Source organism: Flammeovirga sp. OC4, from assembly GCF_000812565.1.
In the GTDB taxonomy this organism is placed as follows: domain Bacteria; phylum Bacteroidota; class Bacteroidia; order Cytophagales; family Flammeovirgaceae; genus Flammeovirga.
On record NZ_JTAM01000099.1, the window covers coordinates 1 to 24,005 of the forward strand.

Genomic DNA, 24,005 nt, shown 5'->3' on the forward strand with positions numbered 1-24,005 from the left:
AAGTAAATTCCGTCAGAATTTATATTTATGGATCTATTGTTTTCATTATTAATTATATTTCCGTCTTTGTACCATTGGTATACATTATTTGTGGCAGAGTCAGGGGCAGTTAAAATGTAATTATCCTGATAAAGTATAGTAGTATCGGGTGAAATGTTACCTTGAGATCCATAGCTACCCGGAAGTCTCATCATACCTTCAAAAGCGGAGTAGCCTAAGTTATTATCTTGAAGGAAATAAGATCCTATATTGACATTTTTTAGAGACTCTGGTATAGCTTTGAGATCCATAATACTAGCAATGAGCACATTCAATTTTTGAAGATTACCAATAGATTCAGGTAGATATCGAATAGGGTTTCTGAACAATTCTAAATTTCTGATTTCATCAAGGTCACCAAATGAGTTTGGCAAGTTTGTTAAGTTTTTACTAGCTATTTTAAGAGAAGTCACTCTGAAGTTAGAAATTGTAACGCCATTCCAGTTCTTTACACTTTGTTCTAAATTCCAGTTTAAGGTGTTATTGGGATTTGAATTATAAATATCAATAAGGGCAAGAGAGTCTGACTCTACAATGGTTTGAGAATGTGAAAAATGTGAGTAAATGAATAAGGTTATTATAAATAACTTGGCTTTTAAAAAACTCATGATCTTTTAATGTAATATCAATACCGACTTTCTTTTGAAAAACATCATACAATAATATAGATTTTTATAATTAAAACTAATATTTTTGATAATATCAAAGGTACTTAATGTTCATATTGTATTTAAATTATATTTAATATATCATTGTATTATTTTTTTGTTTAGTTTTAACATACTTTTTATAACCTTTCGTTTAATATTAAGTTTTTTATAAATGGTTCAACAATTAGAAACCCCTATACTTTTTTTAATTTTTAATAGACCTGATACTACTTCAAAAGTTTTTTCCAGAATAAAAGAGGTAAAACCAAAAAAACTTTTTATTGCTGCAGATGGTCCTAGAAATGACAAAGTTGGAGAAGAAGAGTTATGTGAAAAGACAAGAAAATTGGTCATTGATAATATTGACTGGGATTGTGAAGTACAAACTCTTCTTAGAGAGGGAAATTTAGGGTGCGGTAAAGCCGTAAGTTCAGCAATCACTTGGTTTTTTGAAAATGTAGAAGAAGGTATTATTCTTGAAGATGACTGTTATCCATCAATCAGTTTTTTTTATTTCTGTTCAAATTTGTTAGAGTACCATAGAGATGATGAAAAAATATTCAATATATGTGGTACTACATTTTATAGTACAAAGGAAAACAAAAATCAAGATTATTATTTTACGTCATATACTCATATTTGGGGCTGGGCCACTTGGAAGAACCGATGGGCGAAATATTCCTATGATATGATTGGGTATCCATTAGAGATTGAGAATATTGTAAGAAGAAAAAAATTAGATAGAGAACAAGAATATTATTTAAGATATATTTTTGACAGTGTATATAATAAAAGTTACAAGTCAACTTGGGACTATCAATTTATCTTCTCTTTTTTGAAGAGTGATGCATTATGCATAAAGCCTTATAAAAACCTAATCACAAATATTGGATTTGGAGAAGATGCTACTCACACAAAGTCAGGTGTAAGTTTAGAATCTCATGAGATTGGCCATAATTTAAGTCTTGTAAAAGACATTATTTCGGATGAAAATGCTAATAACTATGATTGGGATATGATTAGAAGCAAGGGGAACTTCTTTAGAACACAAAATACAATGAAGCACAAGTTAAAGACTCTATTAAATAAAGTTTTTTTTGAAAAATTTAAAGAATATGTTCTTGAAATTAAAAGCTGTTATACATAAAATTCTAAGGTTAATTTTTAATTTTAAAATGAAACTGTGTTATTCTAAGAATAGTATAAATTTTCTAGGAATTCCATTTGATATTGATTTTAAATTAAAGGGTATATCAAATAATGTTATAATAAAATCTCATGTTTTAGGTGGAGCTTTTGAAATATATGGTAACAATAATAAAATTCTAATTGAAGAGGGGAACTTTAGAAATTTGAAAGTAAGGATATATGGAGATAACCATTCTTTACACATCGGAAAAAATAAAAAAATTATTGATACTACTTTTTTCTTTAACGATAACAATACAAGTATTGAAATTTTAGAGGGATCATATATTGGTGGAGCTTTATTTGTTACAGCAGGTCTCAATAATTCGATTTCGGTTGGATCAAATGCTTTATTTTCTCATAATATTGAATTGTGGGCGTCGGATACACATTCTATCATAGATTGCAAATCACAAGAAAGATTGAATTTAGATGCTCCAATTGTTTTAGGTGATAATATTTGGTTAGGGTCAGGTGTGAAAGTATTAAAGGGAGTAAGAATACTCAATAATAATATAGTAGGAATTGGTTCAATTGTTTCAAAAAGTATCTTGGAAAATAATGTATTGTCAGTAGGTATTCCAAATACAATAGTAAAACGTAATATTGATTGGAGAGAGGAACGGATTTAGAGATAGATGTCATAATATCATTATTCATAAAATAATGACTTGTGAAATACCTAATGAAATTTTCATTAAACTAATGATAAAGAAATCAATACTCATTTTAAAAAAAAACAAAAATGTTAGTCCGATTAGTAAAGGATTGGGAAAGTAAACCAACTTTTGATAGACAAACTTCACTATTAACTGATAAGTGGAAAAATATTGAAATTACTTTTGAAGAAGTTGACGAGTGCGACTTATTAATCGTATTTAACCGCCCCAAAAAGGAAATTAAAACAAAAGTTCCAAAAGGTAATAAATGGTTAGTTGCAATGGAACCACCCACTGTATCTCATAAGTTTTACATTGATTGCTATAAATACTTTGATAAAGTATTTACACAGTTTCCTTTAAAAGGAAAAAATATAATTCCTTCCCATGGTGCATTACCGTGGCACATCGGTAAAAATTTTGATCAACTCGAAAATCTTCAACTTAATCTAATTGACAAGAAAAATAGATTGTCCTGTATTGCAAGTAATCTAAATTGGATGAAAGGTCATGAATTGAGGTTGGACTTAATTGACTTTTTAAAGAAAGATTCTTTTGCAATGGACCTTTATGGAAAGGGAATCAATTTTGTCCCTGATAAATGGGATGCACTATATCCATATATGTATTCAATTGCTATAGAAAATACATCTAAAGATCACTATTGGACAGAAAAAATTACAGATTGTTTTTTATCCTGGACAATGCCAGTATATTGGGGGGCTAAAAATATTTTTGATTATTTCCCTAAAGAGTCAATAATTTGGATAGATCCTAATAATAAGAAAAAGTCAAAGAGAATTATTGAAAAGGCTATTGAGGATAACCTATGGAATAAGAATCTAGACGCAATCATCAAAGCAAGAAAAAAAGTGATGTATGAATATCAACTTTTCCCATTTATTAAACATCATTATATTAGTAATTTGAATAGTTCTGTAAAATTAGAAGTGACAATACCTCCTTTAATTGCACCTTGGGAAGATGGCTTTGAACAAACTCTATGGAGAAAATTTGAATATAATTTTAGAAGGCTTTTAAATTTTAAACCTTTTTAGAATAGCTTTGACGATATTTATAATTGTCGGTTTTGAAGTATTTTAATCTGTTATTTATTTAACATATATTTAATGATACCTAAAATAATACATTATTGTTGGTTTGGTGGAAACGAAATGTCTCCATTGAATTTAAGATGCATTGAATCATGGAAAAGACATTTGCCAGAGTGGGAAATAAAAAGATGGGATGAATCAAATTCTCCGATGAATTCTGATTTTGTTAGAGAAGCATTTAAAAAAAAGGCTTGGGCACATATATCAGATTATGTTAGGGTTTTTGCGTTGTGTCAAGAAGGAGGGGTTTATTTTGATACGGATATGTTTTTATTAAAATCTTTCGAGAACCTTCTTGAAGAAGATTTTTTTATAGGAGCAATTTATTCAAATCATATTGGAGCGGGATTTGTTGGTTCTTCAAAAAATCATTGGGTTTTAAGAAAACTTGTAAAAAAATACGAAAGTATGAATTTTTCATATGAAGTTAATACTAAGTTTTTTGATGATATTTTTTCAGAAAAAGGTACGGTTAATTACAAAGAAAATGTTTATGTAGATGATAGAACTCTGATATTGAAGCCTGAAATTTTTTATAATTACCCTAAAAATGCAGGATATACTAATTTACCATTTGATGACTATATAACCGAAAATAGTATAGCTTTACATCTCTGGGAAACTTCATGGTTAGAAGAAGAATTCATTGATTTTTGGTGGGGTAATTATAGTAAAGGTTTTAGAAAAACCCTAAAAAGGATACAAGGAAATCCATTTCAAAGTGTTTTTTACTACAAGAAGATATTATGGCATTTCATTAGGTGGTTAAAAAAATAGAATTTTGAATAAACAGTAGTGATTATAATCATTTTATTACTTCACTCAATGAATAGTTATCTCGTTTTCAAAGCAATATTATACATGCAAGAAATAAAGATTGATTTTTTATAAAAAAGCTTAGCTGTTGAACAAAAAGGGACTGTCAGACACTAAAAAATAGAAAAAATAGTCAGTTTATTAATTATTAAATGGAAGGTTAACACTCAATACGCTATATATAATAAAAAAATGTGTTTACATTTTATAAAAGATGAAAAATAAAAAACTCACTCTTGTTTTTGGTTTCAAAAATAGAGAAATTGAACGTGTAAGGCGTTGTTTGTCATCACTAGCAAATCAAACGGTAAAGGAGTTTACTGTACTTTTTATTGATTATGGAAGTGATCTAGATTTAGCGATACAAGTAAAAAGATTAGTAAATTCATTTACTTTTTGTAGGTATATTTACAACGATACAAGAGGTAAGGTTTGGAATCGTTCTCATGCACTTAATACAGGTATAAAATTAGTAGATACAGAATATGTGATGACAACTGATATTGATTTGGTTTATCCTTCTCATTTTATTGCTTCTGCATTAGATAATTTACATCCTAATGTCGAATTACACAGTAATGCTTATTCATTACCAGCTAAGTATTCTAATTGGAGAAATTTATTTATCAAACCTCCCAAATTGGAAGAAAGAAATATGACAGCTTTAGGTCTAGCACAAGGTGTAGAAACAAGTAAGCATTTTGAAATTAGAGGGTTTGATGAATATTATCGTATATGGGGAGTAGAAGATCATGACTTATCAAAACGCTTAGAAAAGTTAGGAACACATATAGAATGGATGACACTTTCAGATGTACCTGTTTACCATCAATGGCACCCAAGTTCTGGCTTAAGAACTAGAAGGGGAATCCCACATGGTTGGCAAAAGATGATGGGACAATATATGGAGCAGTCACTGACAAATATAAAGCGTAGTGAAAATTGGGGACAATTATATTTTGAACATGATCGAAGGATTTATTCTTTATCTAATGATTGTAAGAAAGTTAATTTATCCCAATTACCAAGTATTGCTGTTCAAGGAGAGCTATATAATTTACTCTTGACTTTGTCAGAAGGGGAAGGAGTAGTCATAACTTTTGAGGATAGGATGTATCGTAAGTTTAACGGTTCAAGGTTACAGAAGTTTATCCGTAGGTTTAATGATTACTCGAATACTAAAAATTATTCGTTGTTGTTAGAAAGTGATTTGACATACTTTGGTAATTATGAAAATGTGTATGTATATCGCGATCAGTTAATGTATTTTTTATTGATGTGTCAAAACCTATATTCAGACTATTTCTTTACACTAAAAGAAGATAGTTTAGAATTGAAAATTATACGATGAACAAACAAACAATCTTTGTTATTTCTAACGAACCATGGGGAGATCTATGGTTTTCTAAACAACATTATGCAAATGAACTTAGCAAATTAGGGCATTCTGTTTATTTTGTGAATGCTCCTAAACGCTGGAATATCAAGCATTTATTAGATTGGAGTGTTAAGGTGAACAAGATAAAAAAAAACCTTCACACAATAGATTTTGTAAATCCTTTTCCAATTCGTTTTTTTTCAGGTTTTTTTTTATTTCTTAATGATCTTATTAATAGTTATAAATTAAGAAGTATAACAAAAGATGAAGAAATTATTTTTTGGCAGTTTGATCATAACCGTTTTGTAAGGGCCCCTTTCTTAAAATTCAAGAAAAAGATTTATCATATAGCAGACCCATATATGGGAGCTAAGAACGATGTATTAATAGCAAAGTGTGCCGATCTTATTATTTGTACTAGTGATAAATATCTTAGACACTATAAAGAGATAACAAAACAGCAAAATGTAATTTATATTCCTCATGGTATTTCTGAAGATGAGGGAGTTATAGATTTATCAAAAGTGGAAAACTATAAAAGTAAATATGGAAATTACGTATTGTTTATAGGCACTATTAATCATGATGTAGATTTAGGTATTTTTGAGTCAATTATAAAGAAATATAAATTACTAGTAATAGGAAAAGTATTAATACCATCTAGTAGGTGGGAAGAGTTGCATAAACATCAAAATTTCATATATCTAGGTATTGTTCATGCACAACAATTAAAAGATTATATTGCAGGGGCTTTCATATGTATAACAGCTTACCGCTTTGATTTACAAAAAACAGGTGCAAATAGATCTCCATTGAAAATATTAAATTATCTAAGACAGTATAAATCAATAATTGTTTCAACAGACTCTGAATTAGAAGAATTAGAGGGTAAGGTGATTTTTAAAGCAAGAAATTACCAACATTTTTTAGAACTTATTAGTCAGCATAAAGGGGAGTTATTAAATCATCATAAAGTTGAAATAAATAACTACTTAGAAAAACACAAGTATCCTAAACTAATAGAACAAATCTTGCAATGCCTAAACAAAAAATAGTCTATATTATCTCTAATATCAATAAAGCCTTAGAATTTGAATGGGTTGCAACTTATTTAAATAAGGATAAATTTGACTTGAGCTTTATTTTATTAAATCCAGTAAAGGGAACAGAACTTTCAAAGTTTGTACAAACTCAAGGTTTAATAGTAGAAGAATTAATTTATCGTTCTAAAAAAGATCTATTTTCTTCCATTTTGAAGGTGATTAAAATTCTTAAAAAGACACGACCTGAAATTGTTCATACACATTTACCGGAGGCAACATTAATTGGATTGTTAGTAGGCAAGGTGTTAGGAATAAAAAGTAGAATTTATACAAGACACCATTCAACTTTCAATTATGATTATCATCCACATGCCATAAAGTATGATCTTTTTGCCAATTGGTTAGCAACTGATATTGTGGCAATAACTCAAAATGTTAAGAAAATTTTAACAGATAGAGAAGGCGTTGAAAATGATAAAGTAACGGTTATTCCTCATTGTATTGACATTGAACGGTTTGATAGTGTTACAGAGGAAGAAATAAATGGTCTAAAAAGTAAATATAATATAAAGTCAAGTTCACGTTTTGTTGTAGGTGTAATATCAAGATATACTGAGTGGAAAGGAATTCAGTATATTATACCAGCTTTTAAAAAATTATTAAAGGAAGAACCTAATGCTTTGTTAATCATATCAGGAGGGAAAGGAGGTGAATATAAAAACGAAATACAAACTTTATTAAAAGAGTTACCCTCTAAGAATTATTTGGAAATAGAATTTGAGAATAACCTATTTGCATTATATAAACTATTTGATGTCTTCGTTCATGCACCTGTTGATCAATATTGTGAGGCTTTTGGACAAATTTATATTGAAACAATGGCTGCTAAAGTACCTTCTATTGTGACTAGATCAGGAATAGGAGTAGATATTTTAAAAGATAATAAGAATGCTTTAGTGGTAGACTATAAAAACAGTGAAGAAATTTACAGTGCTTTACAATCTCTTTTGGTTGAAGATAAAGGATTAAAAAAACAGATTATTTCAGAAGCTAATCAAATGGTTAGAAAGGAGTTTTATATAAAAAAGAAAATTGATTTATTAGAATCACTCTACATAAGAAATTATTCATAAAAAGAACAATTTATATGAACTATACAATAAATGATAATAATTTATTATCTCCAGCTGAAGTAGTAGAATTATCTAGTTTACCATTAAATCTTTGTTTGGAAGACAGAGAATATTATAATTCTATTCGTACTTATTGCGCAGAAGAATCTAAATTGGTGCAGATAAACAACTTATTCGTTAATCATGAATCTCTATTGTTTAAACCATTATTCAATATTATTGATGAATCTTTTGTGAGAAAAAGCCAGAGTGATGCTTTTCAGAAAAGTAAGCGAGAAAAAATTGTTTTTATAATAAAAAATTATTTGTTAAGATTTTCGTCTACTCAAATAGATGAGGACATTGTTTGGTTCATTGATAATTATTCTCAAACATATTTTCATTGGATTACTGAAGCATTACCAAGGCTGTTTCTTATCTATAAAATTGACCCTAAAATTACCATAGCTTTACCAAGTTATTATAAGGATATGAATTATGTTTCACAAAGTTTATCCTGTTTTAATGGTATCAACATAAAATGGATAGAAAACTCAAGAAAATATAGATTAAATAAAGTGAGCATACCTACCCAAGCGGGGACACCTGCATGTTACCATAAAACGTTACTTTTGGAATTTAAAAATTATATTTTAAATCAAATAATTAGCAAAGACAATAATCCTTACCCTTCAAGAGTGTATATAAGTAGAAATAAAGGGAATAAAAGAATTGTTATAAATGAAGACAAGGTTTTAAATATTCTTAGCCATTTTGGTTATACTACTATTTATAATGAAGATCTTTCATGGCAAGAACAAATAAAATATGCTTATCATGCAAAAAGTATTGTATCGATACATGGAGCAGGTTTAACAAATGTACTTTTTATGGAGAGTAAAGCTAGTGTATTAGAATTCAGGCATGATAATAATAATTTTTGGGATTGCTTCTATAGATTGTCAGCATTAAATGAAATAAATTATTATTACTTAAAATGTAAAGTAGGTCGCAAATCAAATATTAAAGATTATGAATATCATCATGGAGATATTGTTGTAGATGAGGTTCAGTTATCATTAACATTAAAAAAAATGCACAATCATGGTTAGTTTAGTTGTCCCTGTATATAATGCATCAAATTATATCAAACAAACATTAATATCAGTGCGTGCCCAAAGTTACACTGACTTTGAATGCTTAATCATTGATGATGGTTCAACAGATAACTTTAAAAAACTGATACAACCAATTTTAGAGTCTGATATAAGGTTTAAGTACTACTGGAAAAAAAATGAAGGCGTTTCAATAGCAAGAAATTTTGGTCTCAGTAATTCAAATGGTAGGCATATAGTTTTCCTAGATAGTGATGATATATTAGCAGAGAATTATTTAGAAAGTCGTGTAGAATTTTTAGACAATAATATTATGCATATCGGAGTTGCGTCAGATGTAGAAACCATTGATTGGGAAGGACTTGCACTAGAAAGTAATTATAAGGCTTTGACAACTTATGAGGAACTTGTCAATTTTTCTCCAAATACTCAAACTTGTCCTTCATCCTATATGTTTAGAACAAGTGTTTTACTGGAGAATGAAATCTTCTTCAATAAAGATCTTTTTAATACAGCAGATCGATATTTTTTACATCTAGTTTTTCAAAAAGGTAAAATTGGTTACGTCACTGGAGCAAAGATGTATTATAGAATTCTTGAAAATAGTATGTCACGTAAAATATCACCTAAATTAGTTGTGGATTATCTCAATTATATCCGTCTTATTGGTGAAAAAATAAACATGGAAAAGAAGGATAAAGATAAATATTTAAGTCATTTCTATTATACAGTATCAGCTTATGCTTTCCATACAAAGCAATATTACAAAGCGGTTCATTCTTTACTTTTTTCTTTTTATAAAAGTTATTCAACCACTATTGAATTATTGAAAGCTCGATGAAAATATTATATCTAGGTTATTGGGGTGTTAATGAAGGCCTATCAGTGGCGACTATCTATCCACACCTTAAAATTTTAGCATCTTTTGATTCTATTCAAAAGATCTTTTATTTTTCAATGGAAAGGGAGGGTACGACTGAGACAAAAAGCTTAGACTCTTCTAAAATAGAGCATTTTCCGTTTGTAACAGGTCATGGATTGAAGGATAAATGGAATGACTTTACAACTTTTCCTAAAATATTACTTGATTTTATTAAAGAAAAACAAATAGATAAAATCATAGCTAGAGGAGCACCAGCTGGAGCGATAGCATGGATGGTTTGGAAAAAAAATAAAGTTCCGTTTGTAGTCGAATCCTTTGAGCCACATGCTGATTATATGTTTGAATCAGGTATTTGGCCGAAGTATGACCCAAGATATTTATTAGAAAAGTATTGGGAAGAACAACAAAAAAAATGTGCTAAAAATATCATTACAGTATCTAATAGTTATAAAAATCAATTAATAAAAGAAGGAGTTGAAAAGAGTATCATTGAGGTAGGTCCATGTTGTGTTGATACTCTTAAGTTTCAATTTATTCAAAAGCAAAGAACAGCAATTCGAGAAAAATTAAAGATCTCAAAAGATGCAATTGTTGCAATATATGTTGGTAAAATAGGGGGGATTTATTATTCTGCGGAATCTATTCAATTATTTAAAGACTTTTTAAGTCAGTCACCTTCTCATTTTTTAATTATTCTTTCTCCTCAAGTTGAGGAACTAGAGAAAGAATTGTCTACAAAGAAAAATGTATTCATAAAATCTGTTGCTCATTCAGAAGTGCCAGATTATTTATCAGCTTCTGATTTTGCTTTTTCCCTTCATAAGCCGTCTCCTTCCAAGATAGCGCTTTCGCCTATTAAAAATGGGGAATATTGGGCGAATGGATTACCTGTTTTTATATCCAAAGGTATAGGTGATGATTCAAATTTGATCAAAGCAAATAATATTGGTGTTATCTGGGAAAACCAAAATAATCAAAAAACATTAGACGAAATTGTTAATATTGTAGTTAAGAAAGAACGTTTGGAGCAACCCAACTCAATAGTAGAATTAGCCAAAAATACTCGTTCATTCTCTATAATCGAAAACGTGTATAAAACGATTCTCTAATATAATGAAGATATTAATTTTAACTCCTTATCCAAAATCCATTGCTCCTTCTCAACGATTTCGTTTTGAGCAATATTTAAAAATTTTGACTGAAAATGGTTACGAGTATGAATACCATTCTTTTTTAAATTTAAAAACCTGGAAAATACTACATCAGCCTGGCAAGTTTCTTCAGAAGGGAATCGCAATTCTTTTTGCATTTTTAAAACGGTTTTTATTGATGCTTAGAGTTGGAAAGTTTGATCAAGTCTTTATTCATCGCGAAGCTTCACATATTGGACCACCAATTTTTGAATTCTACATCACAAAGATTCTTCGAAAGAAAGTGATTTATGACTTTGATGATGCCATTTGGTTACCTAATTATTCTGAGCATAATGCAAAGTTTAATAAGCTGAAAATGTATGGAAAAGTAAAGAGGATTATCCAATGGGCTTCAGTAGTTAGTGTCGGTAATGAGTACCTCAAAGAATATGCAATAAACTACAATAAAAATGTAAAGGTTAATCCAACTACTATCGATACTAAGAATTACCATAACCCGGAGTTATATAAAAAAGAAAACAACAACTTACCTGTAATTGGTTGGACGGGTACTTTAACTACAGCACAATATATAGAGTTCTTAATACCTGTTTTTCAAAAATTAGAAAAGAAATACAATTTTGAGTTTCGAATGATTTCGAATGAAGATCCTAAGTTTCCAATTCGATCATTAGTATATCACCCCTGGTCAAAGGAAACGGAAATACAAGATTTAATGAAATTCGATATAGGTATCATGCCTTTAAAAGATGATATTTGGGCAAAGGGCAAATGTGGTTTTAAAGCATTACAATATATGAGTTTAGGTGTACCGGCAATAGTGTCACCAGTTGGCGTTAATACAAAAATTGTAGATCATACTATTAACGGGTTTATTTGTGAAAATATAGATCATTGGTATACTGCATTAGAGCAGTTTTTAGAAAAGTCAACTTCTACTGATATGTCTATTGCAGCTCGTGAAAAAATTGTAAATAATTATTCAGTACAATCTAATACTCCTAATTTTTTATCACTTTTCTCCTAGGTTTTCGATTTTTTACTTTTTTCGTAATATACTGATAATGTATTACTAAAAATAGTGTGTAAAAAGGCATCATCGGTGTTTTGAATCGTTGTAGTACACCATAATTAAATGAAATATAACCAGCAATAAAACCAAAAAAGAGAGCGTAACTTAATACAAAACCAAGGTGAGGATCTCTGAAAGTTTGTCTCATTGTCTTGATTACACCAACCTTAAAGAAAATATAGATTGTAATTAGTATAAATGCAAAGCTTTCCAATGAACCTAGTAGCTGAACTACTTTTTTTGTTTCCCAAGGAAAAGGTCTAAAAAGAGTATAACTTATAGCTTCGGGTAATGCCTTTAACATTCCTAATAAGCTATAATCTCCTGCTGTACTAAGACGGTAAACAGAAGTTTCACCTCCTCCATGACCTCTTCCTTTTCTCCAATTACCTCCGTGGTCTTCTTGGAAGCCCTGTGCGACCTTTTGTGCAGATTTAAATTCTTCATTATTTTCAATGTGGTTTGACATATTACTAGATAATAGCAATAACGTTATTATCACTGAAGTAATAAGAGATAAACTTATTAAGTATCGAATTATTGTATGAAGTTTTTTGTAGTAATATAGAAAAGTCCATAATCCCAGGCATGGCAATAATAGATAGATTGTTGTACCTTTAACTGTACTGAGAATTAAGAAAAGAACTACTAATATTGTTGTGGATTTTAGAAAATCTTTTTTCTTAAATACTATATTGCTGAAATAGAAAACAAAAAATCCAATAGCTCCTGTTGTAATTGATTCTTTTATTATTCCGCTGCTCCAAAACAAACACGAAGGGATAAATAATATTGAGATACAGATTAATTTATAACTTCTTTTATAGATAGAAGTAAAAAGTTCAACAAGTTTCCATGATCCAAGGAATGACCAATACCCAAAAAATATTGAAGTGGCATAAAAGGATTTAAGAGTGAATAATTGTACTATTGTAGAAATTTGGACCATAAACCAAGTACTTGGGTTTTTTTTTAAGTAAAGCTTAGATAAGAAAGATATATTTTCTCCTCCAATCTCTTTACCATTATAAAAGAGGGTTTCAAGGCCAACAATAGGAGAATATAAAAATGCATCTACAATAACTCCCCCTTCTAGAAAATAGGCTATGGTATCTCCTCCTCCATAATAAAATTGATATATTACACAAAAGAAAATTGATCCTGTTATTTTTGAATGTAATCCCCACCAAAAATACTTTCTTGTATACTTATTGGTCCATCTATTTGCAAAAAAAGGTGCTATTACAAAATAGATAAGTAAAAGGTAAATAAGTGTGGTAAATAGGTTGTATAAGGGATTCATTTTCAATTAATATCAATTGCTACTGTATTTTAACATCTAATTTTGTTTTAATGAATTTATTAATACAAAAATTAAAAAAGTAAGTTACACCCCAAAATAAACTGACAAAAGAGTATAAAAAGTAACGCCATTCAGTATGTCTAAGAATAATACAAAAAAACAGTATTAAAAATAAAGGAATAGCGATTATGATAAAATCTTTAGTCTTAATTGTAAATAAAAAAAGACCCATAAAACCAAAAATTAGAACGAAGTAATAAAGTAAAGATTCGTAATACTTGATAAGCATCTGATAAGGTTTATAACATTCAAAAGATGTTGAAATAGGTAAATAATAAGATCCAGAATGAAATATAAATTTAGGAATTAATTTCAGTCGAGAAGTAATAACTCTTTCTGGTTTATCAATTAGATATGAATCAGCTAATAGATCAATTCTATTTGCCATTAATGTATCTTGTTTACCTTCATATTGATACATATTACTCACAATTTCTTTTATAGCTAAAATTGAATCTTGATTACATAAGCTACTTAGTGGTATGTCATCTATTATATAAACTGTTTCTTTATTTTTATAAAAAAAACTACTTAAAGCTTTTTTATTCCATGCTTCCTCAATTTCGCCTAAGTTTGCTATAAAGTTTCTAAAGGATTGAGAAATCGGTTTGGTATAAGTAGTATATCCACTAAATGGTTCTGTAAGAATGTAAGCTTTTGTAGTAATGTTATAATTTCGGTATGACCAACTAAAGGTTACAACAATAAATGTGATAGAAAATAGAAATCCAACTTTTATAAATTTAAATAAGGATGTTTTTCTCATAATTGATAAACGTATAATATCCAAACCAATTAAAACAAATAGTATCCCCATATAGGGTTTAAGACCTGTTAGATAAGTGATTAACATGCCTACAAGAAAGATTTGAAGATAGTTATTTGTTTTTTTCCATGAATAGTAAAAGTGTAAAGCTAAAATCATTATCGAAATACCAACACTTTCAGGTGATAGTAATAAGGTGAACGAAGACCAATAGGTTGAGGTTAATAAAATAATGTAGCTAAATAAAAAGGTAATAGTATTTTTGAAATAATTTTTAATAAAATTGAGTATAACTATACTAGAAACTATTTCAAGTATCAGTTGTAATAAACCCTGAAGATTAGAACTAGTTTTGATATTTAAAAAATGTCTAAATATATAATATGTAATGCCATATTGTGGCATTCTACCAGCATAGACATTATTCTTACCATTAAAAAAGTGATATGAATTTTCAGTTATTAAATTCTCATATGGATCTAAATAGCTGAAAGTGTCACCTCCTTCTGTATAAAATGCACCACTAGGTATGTTTAAAGACTTGTAATTACAATTTGTTAAGTCTAAAAAATATAGTGCAATAAAAATTTTAATTAAAATAAAAATAAGATATAATAAAAAATTTTTGTTATTGTTCATTATTTAAAAAATTGTGTAATATTTTGACAAATTGATTCAATTTCCTTTTTTTCGAGCTCATAAAATAGAGGTAATCTTACTAAACAATCAGAATAATGATCACTCATTTTAAGAGTTTGTAGTTCATTTTTTGTGAGATAATAATCACTTTTATGTAAACTCAAATAATGAAAAACACTTTTAATTCCTTCTTCAGCTAAAAATCTGATTAAATTGGATCTTTGTTGTTCATCTTCCAAGACCATATAAAACATATGAGCATTGTTTGTTGCAAAGTCGGGTATATTTGGAAGTTTGATATTCCCACTTTCCTCAAGGTGTAAAAGTTTATTATAATAACTCAACCAAATATCTTTTCTTCTTTTCTGGATATCATCAATATTTTCTAACTGAGCATACAAAAAGGAAGCATTTAACTCACTTGGTAAAAAACTACTACCTGTATCTTTCCAACCATATTTATTGGCTTCTCCTCTAAAAAATTCAGCTCTATTTGTTCCTTTCTCCCAAATTATTTCAGCTCTTCGAATAAATTGTTCATCATTGATGGCTAACAATCCTCCTTCACCACATTGAATATTTTTAGTTTCATGAAATGAGAATGTACCAAAATGACCAATACTTCCTAGAGGTCTCCCTTTATAATAACTGTCAATTGCTTGTGCAGCATCTTCAATTACAAAAAGGTTATGCTTTTCAGCAAGATGCATAACTATATCCATGTCAACTGCGACTCCAGCGTAATGAACTACCACAATTGCTTTCGTTTTTGGAGTAATTAATGATTCTATTTTTGTTTCATCAATACCAGGGTGATCTTCTCTTGAATCCGCAAAAACAATTTGAGCTCCTTGTCTTTCGAATGCTAGAGCTGAACTTACAAAGGTATAACTAGGAACAATAACCTCATCTCCTTTTTCAATATTAAGAAGAAGAGCACACATCTCTAAGGCATCCGTACAAGAAGTTGTCAATAATGTTTTCTTAAAGCCCCATTTTTCTTCAAAAAAGGATTGACATTTTTTTGTGTAATTTCCATTTCCACTTATATGGCCAGAGTAGACTGCTTGATAAAGATAGTGTGCTTCTTTACCAGTTAAATATGGTTTATTAAATGGTACTATTTGTTCCATATATGATATATATATTCAATTTTATCAATGATAAAGCCTTGAGACTTATAAAAATTACATGCCAAAATATTATCAAGTTGTGTTACAACTTGTAGTTCTTTATAATTTTTTAATATACAGGTTCTTTCAGCTTCTTTTATTAATGATTTTCCAATTCCAAGTCCTCTTGATTTGTTATCAACTGCTAATAAACCGATATCTGCTCTATTATTTTTTTCACCAAGAGTGATTAATCCCTTGTATTCATCTGAATAGGTAAGGACTTCAAATGACAATTTTCTTTTTAAGGAATTTTCAATCCATTTAGTATAAAGTTCATCAACTTTATTGTTATTGATTTTATCGTCTATTCTAAATCTAGAAAATTCACTGCTTTGAATACTTAGATTTATTAGTTTGTTATTACACTGATTGACTGATATTACTTCAGTATTCCTGTCGGTTTTAATATCTTGAAGTTGTTTGTAAAATGTAACCTTTTTATCCACCAATTGTATTGGTCTATTAATTGAATTAATATCAATTTTTGAATTTGATATTAGATAGAGAAGATCGAAAGAAACGGTCTCAATTATGTTATTTAAATTATTATTGAAAAACGTTTTATATACTTCTATTTCGAAAAAATTACTGTCCCAACTAAGCCTTTCCATTTATCTTTTCTTTAATTATATAAATTGGTTTACCTTTAGTTTCGTCGTAAATTTTACCTATATATATTCCAATAAATCCAAGGTTAAATGATAATATACCACCGATAAACCATATTGAGACCATTGTACTTGTCCATCCTTCAACTTTAAAAAAATTAAAGAAATGGCCGATTATTAAATAAAGACCTATAAGAAATGAACATAATGTAATTATGAATCCAATATTGATACCAAGTCTTAGAGGTTTATTTGAATTTGAGAGAATATTATTTCCAGCAAGTTTTAAAAGTCTACTAATATTGTAAGATGATTTACCTTCTTCTCTTTTTGCATGTTCAACATCTACATAAGTATTGTTGAATCCCATCCAGTTTAAGAATAAAGGATACATTCTATTTTGTTCTTTAAAAGAACGGAAAGCTTCAATAACTTTTTTATTTATAATAGAGAAGTTCGCGATTGTTTCATCAGATTTTCTATCTGTAAAATAATCGAATGTTCTGTAAAATAATTTTGATGATAATCTTTTAAGAAAACCATCTTTTCTTTTAGCTCTTCTTGCATAAACGATATCAAAACCTTCAATTATTTTATGATAAAGTTTCTCAATTTCTTCTGGTTGGTCCTGAAGGTCTCCATCCATTACTACCAAAAAATCTCCCGAGCAGTTATCTACTCCTGCACTTATAGCATAATGCTGCCCGAAGTTTCTTGATAGATTAATACCTACTACTTTAGGGTCGTTAGTTGTAATTTTTTGGACTTCTTTCCAATCACCCATTGGACTTAAATCATTTACAAAAATGATTTCATATTGATCATGTACTATTTTTGTCAGAGTAGTTTTTAATCTTTGATAAAGTTCAGGAATACTTTTCTCGCAACAGTAACAAGGAACAACTACAGATATTATTGGATTAATCATAAAAAAATTAACAGATTTTTTGCCGCCCCAAATATAAACCTATTTCCTAAATAACATTCCAATCCCAACCTAATTTATAAAAAAGAATTCGTGAGCAAATGCAACACTACCGAAATTCAAGAATAAAAAAACTCCTTTTTGGAGCATTGTTGATGGTGTAATGAGATAAACTTAAATATTTTCCTGAAGGAAGGTAAAATAGTAAAATAAGAAAACTACAAATTGTGATAAGAGGGTAGGAAACTGAAATTTAAGCAATATGTCTTACTGTCCTAAAGATAATTTCAATAGGTTTATTTGTGAAGATATGTTGATCTTGGGTATATTCTTCTTTATGTGCTTTTAAAATTAAGAAGAGAGGAAGATCATTTCTGAAATGGAATATCTTTTTGTTATTTAGCCTTTTTTGATAAAGTTTCTTTTTCAATTTTAAACGTAGTGAAGGGATTTTGAAGTAGTTGGAGTAGACCAATGGAGAGTCAGAACACCAAAATATTTGTCTGCGGTCGGCATAGAGACGGTAGGGATTTTTTCTTTTGTATTTTCTTAAACACTTTATTTTTTTGGATAAACCTCCTATTAGCTTTTTTCGGGCAATGGTCAATTGTTGTGCGTAGGTTGCGATGTATTTTGAGTGTTTTGAATTTCGTTTGATTTCTCGGTATACGGTGGAAGGAGCAACACCTAATTTTCTTGCAATTGTTGTTTTGCTCCGTTTCATTTGGAGGGCAAATTCTATATATTTTCTATCGGCTAGGGTTAGGTTTTTCATATTGATGATTATATTTTGAATGGAGAATGAAGAAAAGATGGTTTTTGAGTCACAGGGCATTGTGGGGCTACAGAGGAATGATGACTTATTAATTTAAGTATTATTTTGATTGGAAGGTATCCCTTGTAGAGACGAAATGCTTTAGTTCTCATGTACCACAATTTGAACTTTTTTTACTTTGTTCAAAAAAACTAACCTATTTTTTTGACTTAGTACTTTGTAAAAAAAACCTTAGAGCTTGTAACAGTGTATAAGCTCTAAGGTTTTTTATTAGACTACTTTTGCTTTTAAACCGTAGTCATTGACGGTCCAACTTTGAGCTTCCACATAATCAAAGATGTCTTTTAGAACTCCTAGAAGAGAAGTGGTTCTAAGTTGATTGATGTCATAACTAAGGCCTCTGATAATCATGTCAAAACCGTAACTGTTTTGGAGGTCGAAATTTGTCTTTTTGACATCAACTTGAAGTTCTTCTAATTCGAGTTCTAGTTCTTTTCTTCGGAGGTCGCCTTCCTCAAGTTGTGGAATACGACCTTCCAAGTAAAGAATTCTCGCTTCATTTTCGGCCAATGTTGCTTGGTTTCTTTCTTTTTTATCTAAAGAGTAGTCCAAACTCAAGTATTCTCTGGTGTTTTTTGAAGAATAATCAAGATAGGTTTCATTAAGTTGATTGATCAATAGTTGTGCATCCTCTTGTGTTTTTGCAAACAAATTGATATTGGTGGCATTGATGATACTGTTTAGATTTATGGTTTTCATAGTTAGATTTTAATTTAGATTTGAAATTTATTGAGTACAACGAGAGTGTTGAATAGATCTATTTTTGAATCGTTGATATCTTCTTATTCGAGTAAACGTATAGAAATGTTTTTTGCATTTCACAAAGCCTAACAGATATTTAGGAGAGTTAATAGAGTGCAAAGTGTTTAGTTTTTAAATTAACAAATGTTTAATATTTATTTGTAGTTTAATTAATATTGTCGTTAATGTTTTGTATGCCTGAAGGCTTACAGTAGGTTTTTAACTGCATCAAAAGTTTAAATCACAGATCCAAGTCACACCCTTAGCTTAAGACTTGAACCAATTTTAGTGTATAAAAAAAACTAAATCAGGATGTTTTGATCATATATTAATTACACTGTAAACTAAGTTTGCGTTAATTAAAGCATTTAGAAATCAGGAGATTTCTGATGATCAATAGGACACGAATGATGTTATCTCTTAACATTCCCGCCAGTGGGCCTTCTACCTCATATGTATGTTAGTACTTCCCTGGCTTTGACTTCTAAGCCTTGAGTTTTTTGCTTCTTTTTGTTTCAAGACAAAAAAAAGTAGACGAAGGAAGCTTGAAAGTAGATCTTAGAAAGCTTGTAGAAAGATCGGTTGGAGTGTGGATAATTATTAATTGAAATACCAAGAACCCATTCAAATAGAATAGAATTTTCGACACTTAGTTCTATATTCTCTTTTTTGTTTCAAAATTCTTTAAAATGTTCATTAATACTATTGCTACTAGCTTATTAATTTCGCATAATTGTAGTCATGTAAAGACATCATTTTTTAATACTTCCTTTTTTAATATCATGGCAAGATTTAAGTATATCTCAGAATTTGAATTTAAGGCTCCATTACATAAGTTATACCCTTATTTTGTGACGCCGAATCTCTTGAAAGATTGGTTTGCTGACAAGGTTACAGAAAATTCTGAACAGAAAATCATGTCGTTTGTGTGGGGAAATGAAGAAAAAAGAGGAAGAATAGCAGTGAGGAGACAAAATCAACATGTCAAGTACATTTTTGAGAAGGAAGAAGATCAAAAATCAGCGTATTTAGATTTTAAATTTGATTTTAGTGAATTAGCTCAATCTACTTTTGTAACTGTAACAGATTATTCTGATATGGATGATATGGATGAATTGAAAGAGCTATGGGAGGAATTCTTCGGAAGATTACATGAGATTGTGGGCGGTTAAATACATTTAGATAATGTCATTCGAATACTCAACGAAGTATATTAAACAGCTGTCTAGAGCTGTTGAGCAAAAAGAAGATGCATATCTTCTAAATGAATTTGAAGATATGCATGCGGCAGATATTTCTGCTGTGATGGAAGGGCTTTCAGCTGAAGATTGTAAGTACATTCTTGACTTATTGGATCCTAATGTAGGTGCTGATGTAATCAGTGACCTTGAAGACGATATTCGTAAAAACTTTATGTCTCTTTTTGAGGCAGAGGAGCTATCAAAATATTTAGATCAGACAGATTCCGATGATGCGGCAGACATTCTAAATGAATTGCCTGTCAAAATGAGAGAAGAGGTGTTGGGAAGTATGAAGAACCAGGAAAAGGTACTTTATATTGTAGATCTTTTACATTACGAGGAAGATTGTGCTGGTGGTTTGATGGCGAAAGAATTGGTGAAAGTAAACATCAATTGGAACGTACATCAATGTATTGAAGAAGTTCGCCGTCAAGCAAAAAATGTCGATAAGGTTTATACTGTTTATGTTGTGGATGATCATGATATTTTGTTAGGCAGAATATCAATGAAACGCCTCTTGATTGCAGATGAAGAAGATAAAGTAGCGGATCTTTATGAACCCGAAATTGCTAAGGTTCATTCTTATCAGGAAGACGAAGAAGTTGCTGAACTGATGCAACACTACGATTTAGAAGTCATCCCAGTAGTGAATGTCCAAGGTCGATTGATTGGTAGAATTACGATTGATGATGTTGTCGATGTCATTACAGAGCAAGCCGAAAAGGATCAACAAGCTATGTCAGGTCTTTCGGAAGACATTGAAGAGAGAGACAGTTTGTGGGCAATGGCAAGAGCACGTTTACCTTGGTTGATCGTGGGGATGTCAGGAGGCTTATTAGGAGCAAATTTCTTGGGTGGTTTTGAAGATGAATTACGCTTAGTTCCTGCTATGGCCTTTTTTATACCACTGATTACAGCTACAGGAGGTAATGTCGGTATTCAATCTTCAACTATTGTTGTTCAATCATTAGCGAGTGGAGGCTTCCAAGGTTCTGTTTTTGACCGTTACTTTAGAGTATTAATTGTCGCCATTTTAAATGGGTTGACATTAGCACTTTTGGTTTATGCCTTCAATTTCCTATTTATAGAACATGCTTTGGCAGTGGTGGTTTCAGTAGCTTTATTTAGTGTGATCATGATTGCTTCCTTTATGGGGACCATTACACCCATTGTTTTAGATAAATTTGGAATCAATCCAGCACTCGCTTCCGGGCCTTTTATTACCACTTGTAATGATTTAATAGGACTCGGAGTGTATTTTACAGTAGCAAAAATGCTTTTACATAGTTAAATTTGCAAAATGTCAGAAAATAAAAGAACAGAGATAGGTGAACTAGGAGAGTTTGCTTTGATCGATAAAATTACGGAAGGAGTAGAGATTCACCACAAAACCACTGCAAAAGGTATCGGAGATGATGCTGCAGTGTTTGATTATGGTGGAGATGAATATACCGTATTATCAACAGACATTTTATTAGAAGGAATTCATTTTGATTTAAGCTTTATGCCTTTGCAGCATTTAGGTTATAAAGCTATTGCAGTCAATGTATCTGATATTGCTGCTATGAATGCAATTCCTGAGCAAGTCACTGTAAGTATTGCAATTACAAACCGTTTTTCGGTGGAAGCAGTGGATATGATTTATCAAGGAATAAAAGCTGCATGTAAGAACTATAAAGTTGACTTAGTAGGTGGAGATACTACTTCATCACGTCAAGGACTTTGTATTTCTGTCACTGCTGTAGGTAGAGTGAAAAAAGATAAAATTGCATACCGTAGCGGTGCGAAGAAAGGAGATATTCTTTGTGTTTCTGGAGATTTAGGTGGAGCGTACATGGGACTTCAAGTACTTTTGAGAGAGAAAAAAGTTTTTGAAGCTAATCCAGAGATGCAACCTAATCTAGACGATTACCAATACATTGCAGGTAGACAATTAAGACCTGAAGCGAGAACTGATATTATTCATGAATTCAATGAATTGGGTATTGTGCCTACTTCAATGATCGATATTTCAGACGGTTTAGCCTCAGAGGTGTTACATATCTGTAAAGATTCAAAAGTAGGTGCTGTAGTTTATGAAGATAAATTACCAGTAGATCACCAGACTTTTGATGTATGTCATGAATTCAAAATTCCTTCGAAAACACCTGCATTGAACGGTGGAGAAGATTATGAGTTATTGTTTACAATCAAGCAGGAAGACTTCCCTAAGTTAGAAAAACATGCTAGTGTATTCTTTATTGGGTATATTGATGAAGTTGAAAATGGAGCTCGTTTAGTGACGGAAGGTCAACAAACACTTCCATTAACAGCACAAGGTTGGAAACATTTCTAGAAAAAATTTATGGCAGGACATAGTAAATGGGCCAATATAAAGCATAGAAAAGGAGCTCAAGACGCAAAGAGAAATAAACTTTTCACAAAATTAGGTAGAGAAATTACGGTAGCTGCTAAAGAAAGTGGTATCGATCCGGATATGAATCCTCGTTTACGTTTGGCTATACAAAACGCAAAAGGAGCCAATATGCCTAAAGATACCATCGAGCGTGCAATCAAGAAAGTTGCAGGTGGAGAAGATGTAACGTACGAAGAATTGACTTATGAAGGTTACTCTCAAGGTGGTATCGCTATTTATGTTGAATGTTCTACTGACAATACAAGAAGAACAGTACAGCAAGTGAAAAGTTATTTTGCAAAATTGGGTGGTTCATTGGCTAAAAATGGTTCATTAGAATTCTTATTTGACAGAAAAGGTGTTTTTGTGATCACAAAAACGGAAACGTTAGATGTTGAAGAATTGGAATTAGAACTGATTGATGCAGGTGCTGAAGATTTTGAAATCGAAGATGAATTCATTACGATCTATTCTCAGATGGAAGACTTCGGAACTGTCAACAAAAAGCTAGAAGAGTTAGGTGTTGAAGTATCAAGTGCTAATCTCCAAAGAATTCCTCATGCTACTAAAGAGGTCGATGATGAAACGCTGGAGGTGGTTATGAAATTAATAGATCGTCTGGAAGATGATGACGATGTTCAGAATGTTTTCCATGATCTTGAAATAACTGACGCACAAGCAGAGCAATTAGCAAATTAATTTAGAGAGCATTACCTCAGCATTCTAATAAATGAAATCCCTTGATGTGAAAAGTCAACATCAAGGGATTTTTTTAACCCAATTATTCGATGGGATTCAATACTTTTCAACCAATTTGAGTTAAGGTGAAAAACATGAATTATCCTATTTTCTTGTTTTTGTGATTTAAACCCTTTTATTGCTAATAAGTACTACGCCAAAAATAGAATTTTGAGCTTGAGCGAGTTGAAAATCATTTAGGCGAGTGGAATGGAATTTAGCTTTTGACTTCTAAGCCCTGACTTTTTTGTTTCGTTTTTGTGTTAAGACAAAAATGAAGAAGAAGGAAGTTTGAAAGTAGACCCTGTAAATGCTTACAGAAAGGTCTATTGAAAGTTGACGATAATTTAGTTTA

General features: G+C 30.3%; 22 protein-coding genes and 1 pseudogene. 15 read left to right on the forward strand and 8 right to left on the reverse strand.

The genetic code is table 11. From position 1 onward, the window contains the following. Nucleotides 1-647: pseudogene (locus PL77_RS27830) on the reverse strand (hypothetical protein); the annotation flags it as partial. Between the two features lie 214 nt (nt 648-861). On the opposite strand from PL77_RS27830, the gene PL77_RS27835 reads away from it, so the two are divergent. The 11 genes from PL77_RS27835 (at nt 862) to PL77_RS27885 (ending at nt 12,179) form a co-directional block, all read left to right on the forward strand. Next, complete coding sequence (locus PL77_RS27835; protein ID WP_044212784.1) at nt 862-1,836, forward strand: hypothetical protein; 975 nt, start codon at nt 862-864, stop codon at nt 1,834-1,836. After that, nucleotides 1,811-2,509 carry a hypothetical protein gene (locus PL77_RS27840; RefSeq protein ID WP_172665965.1) on the forward strand — a complete coding sequence of 233 codons (699 nt, stop codon included), beginning with the start codon at nt 1,811-1,813 and terminating at the stop codon, nt 2,507-2,509. The genes PL77_RS27835 and PL77_RS27840 overlap by 26 nt, the downstream gene beginning before the upstream one ends. Nucleotides 2,510-2,622: 113 nt before the next feature. Then, on the forward strand, nt 2,623-3,594 hold the full coding sequence (locus PL77_RS31170; protein WP_052444795.1) for a glycosyltransferase family 10 domain-containing protein: 972 nt from the start codon (nt 2,623-2,625) through the stop codon (nt 3,592-3,594). Nucleotides 3,595-3,666: 72 nt separating this feature from the next. Further along, complete coding sequence (locus tag PL77_RS31175; protein WP_052444796.1) at nt 3,667-4,428, forward strand: glycosyltransferase family 32 protein; 762 nt, start codon at nt 3,667-3,669, stop codon at nt 4,426-4,428. A gap of 253 nt (nt 4,429-4,681) precedes the next feature. Further along, nucleotides 4,682-5,818 (forward strand): glycosyltransferase family 2 protein, encoded by a 1,137-nt coding sequence (locus tag PL77_RS27855; RefSeq protein WP_044212789.1) that lies wholly within the window; start codon nt 4,682-4,684, stop codon nt 5,816-5,818. After that, nucleotides 5,815-6,900 (forward strand): hypothetical protein, encoded by a 1,086-nt coding sequence (locus PL77_RS27860; RefSeq protein WP_044212792.1) that lies wholly within the window; start codon nt 5,815-5,817, stop codon nt 6,898-6,900. Before PL77_RS27855 ends, PL77_RS27860 begins: the two co-directional genes overlap by 4 nt. Next, nucleotides 6,882-8,021 carry a glycosyltransferase family 4 protein gene (locus tag PL77_RS27865; RefSeq protein ID WP_044212794.1) on the forward strand — a complete coding sequence of 380 codons (1,140 nt, stop codon included), beginning with the start codon at nt 6,882-6,884 and terminating at the stop codon, nt 8,019-8,021. Before PL77_RS27860 ends, PL77_RS27865 begins: the two co-directional genes overlap by 19 nt. Before the next feature lie 14 nt (nt 8,022-8,035). After that, complete coding sequence (locus PL77_RS27870; RefSeq protein WP_044212796.1) at nt 8,036-9,112, forward strand: DUF563 domain-containing protein; 1,077 nt, start codon at nt 8,036-8,038, stop codon at nt 9,110-9,112. After that, nucleotides 9,105-9,956 (forward strand): glycosyltransferase family A protein, encoded by an 852-nt coding sequence (locus tag PL77_RS31180; RefSeq protein WP_052444797.1) that lies wholly within the window; start codon nt 9,105-9,107, stop codon nt 9,954-9,956. The genes PL77_RS27870 and PL77_RS31180 overlap by 8 nt, the downstream gene beginning before the upstream one ends. Continuing rightward, the gene (locus PL77_RS27880) at nt 9,953-11,107 is read left to right on the forward strand and encodes a glycosyltransferase (protein ID WP_044212798.1); all 1,155 of its coding nucleotides are present in this window, start codon (nt 9,953-9,955) and stop codon (nt 11,105-11,107) included. Before PL77_RS31180 ends, PL77_RS27880 begins: the two co-directional genes overlap by 4 nt. A 4-nt stretch (nt 11,108-11,111) precedes the next feature. Beyond that, nucleotides 11,112-12,179, forward strand: a complete 1,068-nt coding sequence (locus tag PL77_RS27885) for a glycosyltransferase family 4 protein (RefSeq protein WP_044212801.1) — start codon at nt 11,112-11,114, stop codon at nt 12,177-12,179. Here the strand turns inward: PL77_RS27885 and PL77_RS27890 are convergent. From PL77_RS27890 to PL77_RS27920, 7 genes are all read right to left on the reverse strand, one after another. Beyond that, nucleotides 12,154-13,527: a hypothetical protein gene (locus PL77_RS27890; RefSeq protein ID WP_044212804.1), complete on the reverse strand. Its 1,374-nt coding sequence runs from the start codon at nt 13,525-13,527 to the stop codon at nt 12,154-12,156. The genes PL77_RS27885 and PL77_RS27890 overlap by 26 nt on opposite strands. A 19-nt stretch (nt 13,528-13,546) precedes the next feature. Beyond that, nucleotides 13,547-14,992 carry a hypothetical protein gene (locus PL77_RS27895; protein ID WP_044212807.1) on the reverse strand — a complete coding sequence of 482 codons (1,446 nt, stop codon included), beginning with the start codon at nt 14,990-14,992 and terminating at the stop codon, nt 13,547-13,549. Continuing rightward, the gene (rffA, locus tag PL77_RS27900; protein WP_216595949.1) at nt 14,992-16,125 is read right to left on the reverse strand and encodes a dTDP-4-amino-4,6-dideoxygalactose transaminase; all 1,134 of its coding nucleotides are present in this window, start codon (nt 16,123-16,125) and stop codon (nt 14,992-14,994) included. The genes PL77_RS27895 and rffA overlap by 1 nt, the downstream gene beginning before the upstream one ends. Then, a complete protein-coding gene (locus tag PL77_RS31185; protein WP_052444798.1) occupies nt 16,113-16,778 on the reverse strand; it encodes a GNAT family N-acetyltransferase in 666 nt (221 codons plus the stop codon). The genes rffA and PL77_RS31185 overlap by 13 nt, the downstream gene beginning before the upstream one ends. Next, a complete protein-coding gene (locus PL77_RS27910; protein ID WP_044212809.1) occupies nt 16,765-17,703 on the reverse strand; it encodes a glycosyltransferase family 2 protein in 939 nt (312 codons plus the stop codon). Before PL77_RS27910 ends, PL77_RS31185 begins: the two co-directional genes overlap by 14 nt. A gap of 250 nt (nt 17,704-17,953) precedes the next feature. Then, a complete protein-coding gene (locus PL77_RS27915; RefSeq protein WP_172665966.1) occupies nt 17,954-18,475 on the reverse strand; it encodes a helix-turn-helix domain-containing protein in 522 nt (173 codons plus the stop codon). Nucleotides 18,476-18,745: 270 nt separating this feature from the next. After that, nucleotides 18,746-19,234 carry a hypothetical protein gene (locus PL77_RS27920; protein ID WP_044212813.1) on the reverse strand — a complete coding sequence of 163 codons (489 nt, stop codon included), beginning with the start codon at nt 19,232-19,234 and terminating at the stop codon, nt 18,746-18,748. An 824-nt stretch (nt 19,235-20,058) separates the two neighbouring features. On the opposite strand from PL77_RS27920, the gene PL77_RS27925 reads away from it, so the two are divergent. Genes PL77_RS27925 through PL77_RS27940 form a run of 4 tightly spaced genes read left to right on the forward strand, consistent with a single transcriptional unit; the run spans nt 20,059 to nt 23,611 of the window. Then, nucleotides 20,059-20,448, forward strand: a complete 390-nt coding sequence (locus PL77_RS27925; RefSeq protein WP_044212815.1) for an START-like domain-containing protein — start codon at nt 20,059-20,061, stop codon at nt 20,446-20,448. Between the two features lie 13 nt (nt 20,449-20,461). Continuing rightward, on the forward strand, nt 20,462-21,808 hold the full coding sequence (gene mgtE, locus PL77_RS27930; RefSeq protein WP_044212817.1) for a magnesium transporter: 1,347 nt from the start codon (nt 20,462-20,464) through the stop codon (nt 21,806-21,808). Nucleotides 21,809-21,817: 9 nt separating this feature from the next. Next, on the forward strand, nt 21,818-22,852 hold the full coding sequence (gene thiL / locus PL77_RS27935) for a thiamine-phosphate kinase (protein WP_044212819.1): 1,035 nt from the start codon (nt 21,818-21,820) through the stop codon (nt 22,850-22,852). 9 nt (nt 22,853-22,861) lie between these two features. Next, nucleotides 22,862-23,611 (forward strand): YebC/PmpR family DNA-binding transcriptional regulator, encoded by a 750-nt coding sequence (locus PL77_RS27940; protein WP_044212821.1) that lies wholly within the window; start codon nt 22,862-22,864, stop codon nt 23,609-23,611. Nucleotides 23,612-24,005 lie beyond the last annotated feature (394 nt).

What these genes read in the sequence shown, in the direction of transcription:
- PL77_RS27835 (WP_044212784.1), top strand. Translation starts at nt 862, where the DNA reads ATGGTTCAACAATTAGAAACCCCTATACTTTTTTTAATTTTTAATAGA.
- PL77_RS31170 (WP_052444795.1), top strand. Translation starts at nt 2,623, where the DNA reads ATGTTAGTCCGATTAGTAAAGGATTGGGAAAGTAAACCAACTTTTGAT.
- PL77_RS31175 (WP_052444796.1), top strand. Translation starts at nt 3,667, where the DNA reads ATGATACCTAAAATAATACATTATTGTTGGTTTGGTGGAAACGAAATG.
- PL77_RS27855 (WP_044212789.1), top strand. Translation starts at nt 4,682, where the DNA reads ATGAAAAATAAAAAACTCACTCTTGTTTTTGGTTTCAAAAATAGAGAA.
- PL77_RS27860 (WP_044212792.1), top strand. Translation starts at nt 5,815, where the DNA reads ATGAACAAACAAACAATCTTTGTTATTTCTAACGAACCATGGGGAGAT.
- PL77_RS27865 (WP_044212794.1), top strand. Translation starts at nt 6,882, where the DNA reads ATGCCTAAACAAAAAATAGTCTATATTATCTCTAATATCAATAAAGCC.
- PL77_RS27870 (WP_044212796.1), top strand. Translation starts at nt 8,036, where the DNA reads ATGAACTATACAATAAATGATAATAATTTATTATCTCCAGCTGAAGTA.
- PL77_RS31180 (WP_052444797.1), top strand. Translation starts at nt 9,105, where the DNA reads ATGGTTAGTTTAGTTGTCCCTGTATATAATGCATCAAATTATATCAAA.
- PL77_RS27880 (WP_044212798.1), top strand. Translation starts at nt 9,953, where the DNA reads ATGAAAATATTATATCTAGGTTATTGGGGTGTTAATGAAGGCCTATCA.
- PL77_RS27885 (WP_044212801.1), top strand. Translation starts at nt 11,112, where the DNA reads ATGAAGATATTAATTTTAACTCCTTATCCAAAATCCATTGCTCCTTCT.
- PL77_RS27890 (WP_044212804.1), bottom strand. Translation starts at nt 13,527, where the DNA reads ATGAATCCCTTATACAACCTATTTACCACACTTATTTACCTTTTACTT.
- PL77_RS27895 (WP_044212807.1), bottom strand. Translation starts at nt 14,992, where the DNA reads ATGAACAATAACAAAAATTTTTTATTATATCTTATTTTTATTTTAATT.
- rffA (WP_216595949.1), bottom strand. Translation starts at nt 16,125, where the DNA reads ATGGAACAAATAGTACCATTTAATAAACCATATTTAACTGGTAAAGAA.
- PL77_RS31185 (WP_052444798.1), bottom strand. Translation starts at nt 16,778, where the DNA reads ATGGAAAGGCTTAGTTGGGACAGTAATTTTTTCGAAATAGAAGTATAT.
- PL77_RS27910 (WP_044212809.1), bottom strand. Translation starts at nt 17,703, where the DNA reads ATGATTAATCCAATAATATCTGTAGTTGTTCCTTGTTACTGTTGCGAG.
- PL77_RS27915 (WP_172665966.1), bottom strand. Translation starts at nt 18,475, where the DNA reads ATGAAAAACCTAACCCTAGCCGATAGAAAATATATAGAATTTGCCCTC.
- PL77_RS27920 (WP_044212813.1), bottom strand. Translation starts at nt 19,234, where the DNA reads ATGAAAACCATAAATCTAAACAGTATCATCAATGCCACCAATATCAAT.
- PL77_RS27925 (WP_044212815.1), top strand. Translation starts at nt 20,059, where the DNA reads ATGGCAAGATTTAAGTATATCTCAGAATTTGAATTTAAGGCTCCATTA.
- mgtE (WP_044212817.1), top strand. Translation starts at nt 20,462, where the DNA reads ATGTCATTCGAATACTCAACGAAGTATATTAAACAGCTGTCTAGAGCT.
- thiL (WP_044212819.1), top strand. Translation starts at nt 21,818, where the DNA reads ATGTCAGAAAATAAAAGAACAGAGATAGGTGAACTAGGAGAGTTTGCT.
- PL77_RS27940 (WP_044212821.1), top strand. Translation starts at nt 22,862, where the DNA reads ATGGCAGGACATAGTAAATGGGCCAATATAAAGCATAGAAAAGGAGCT.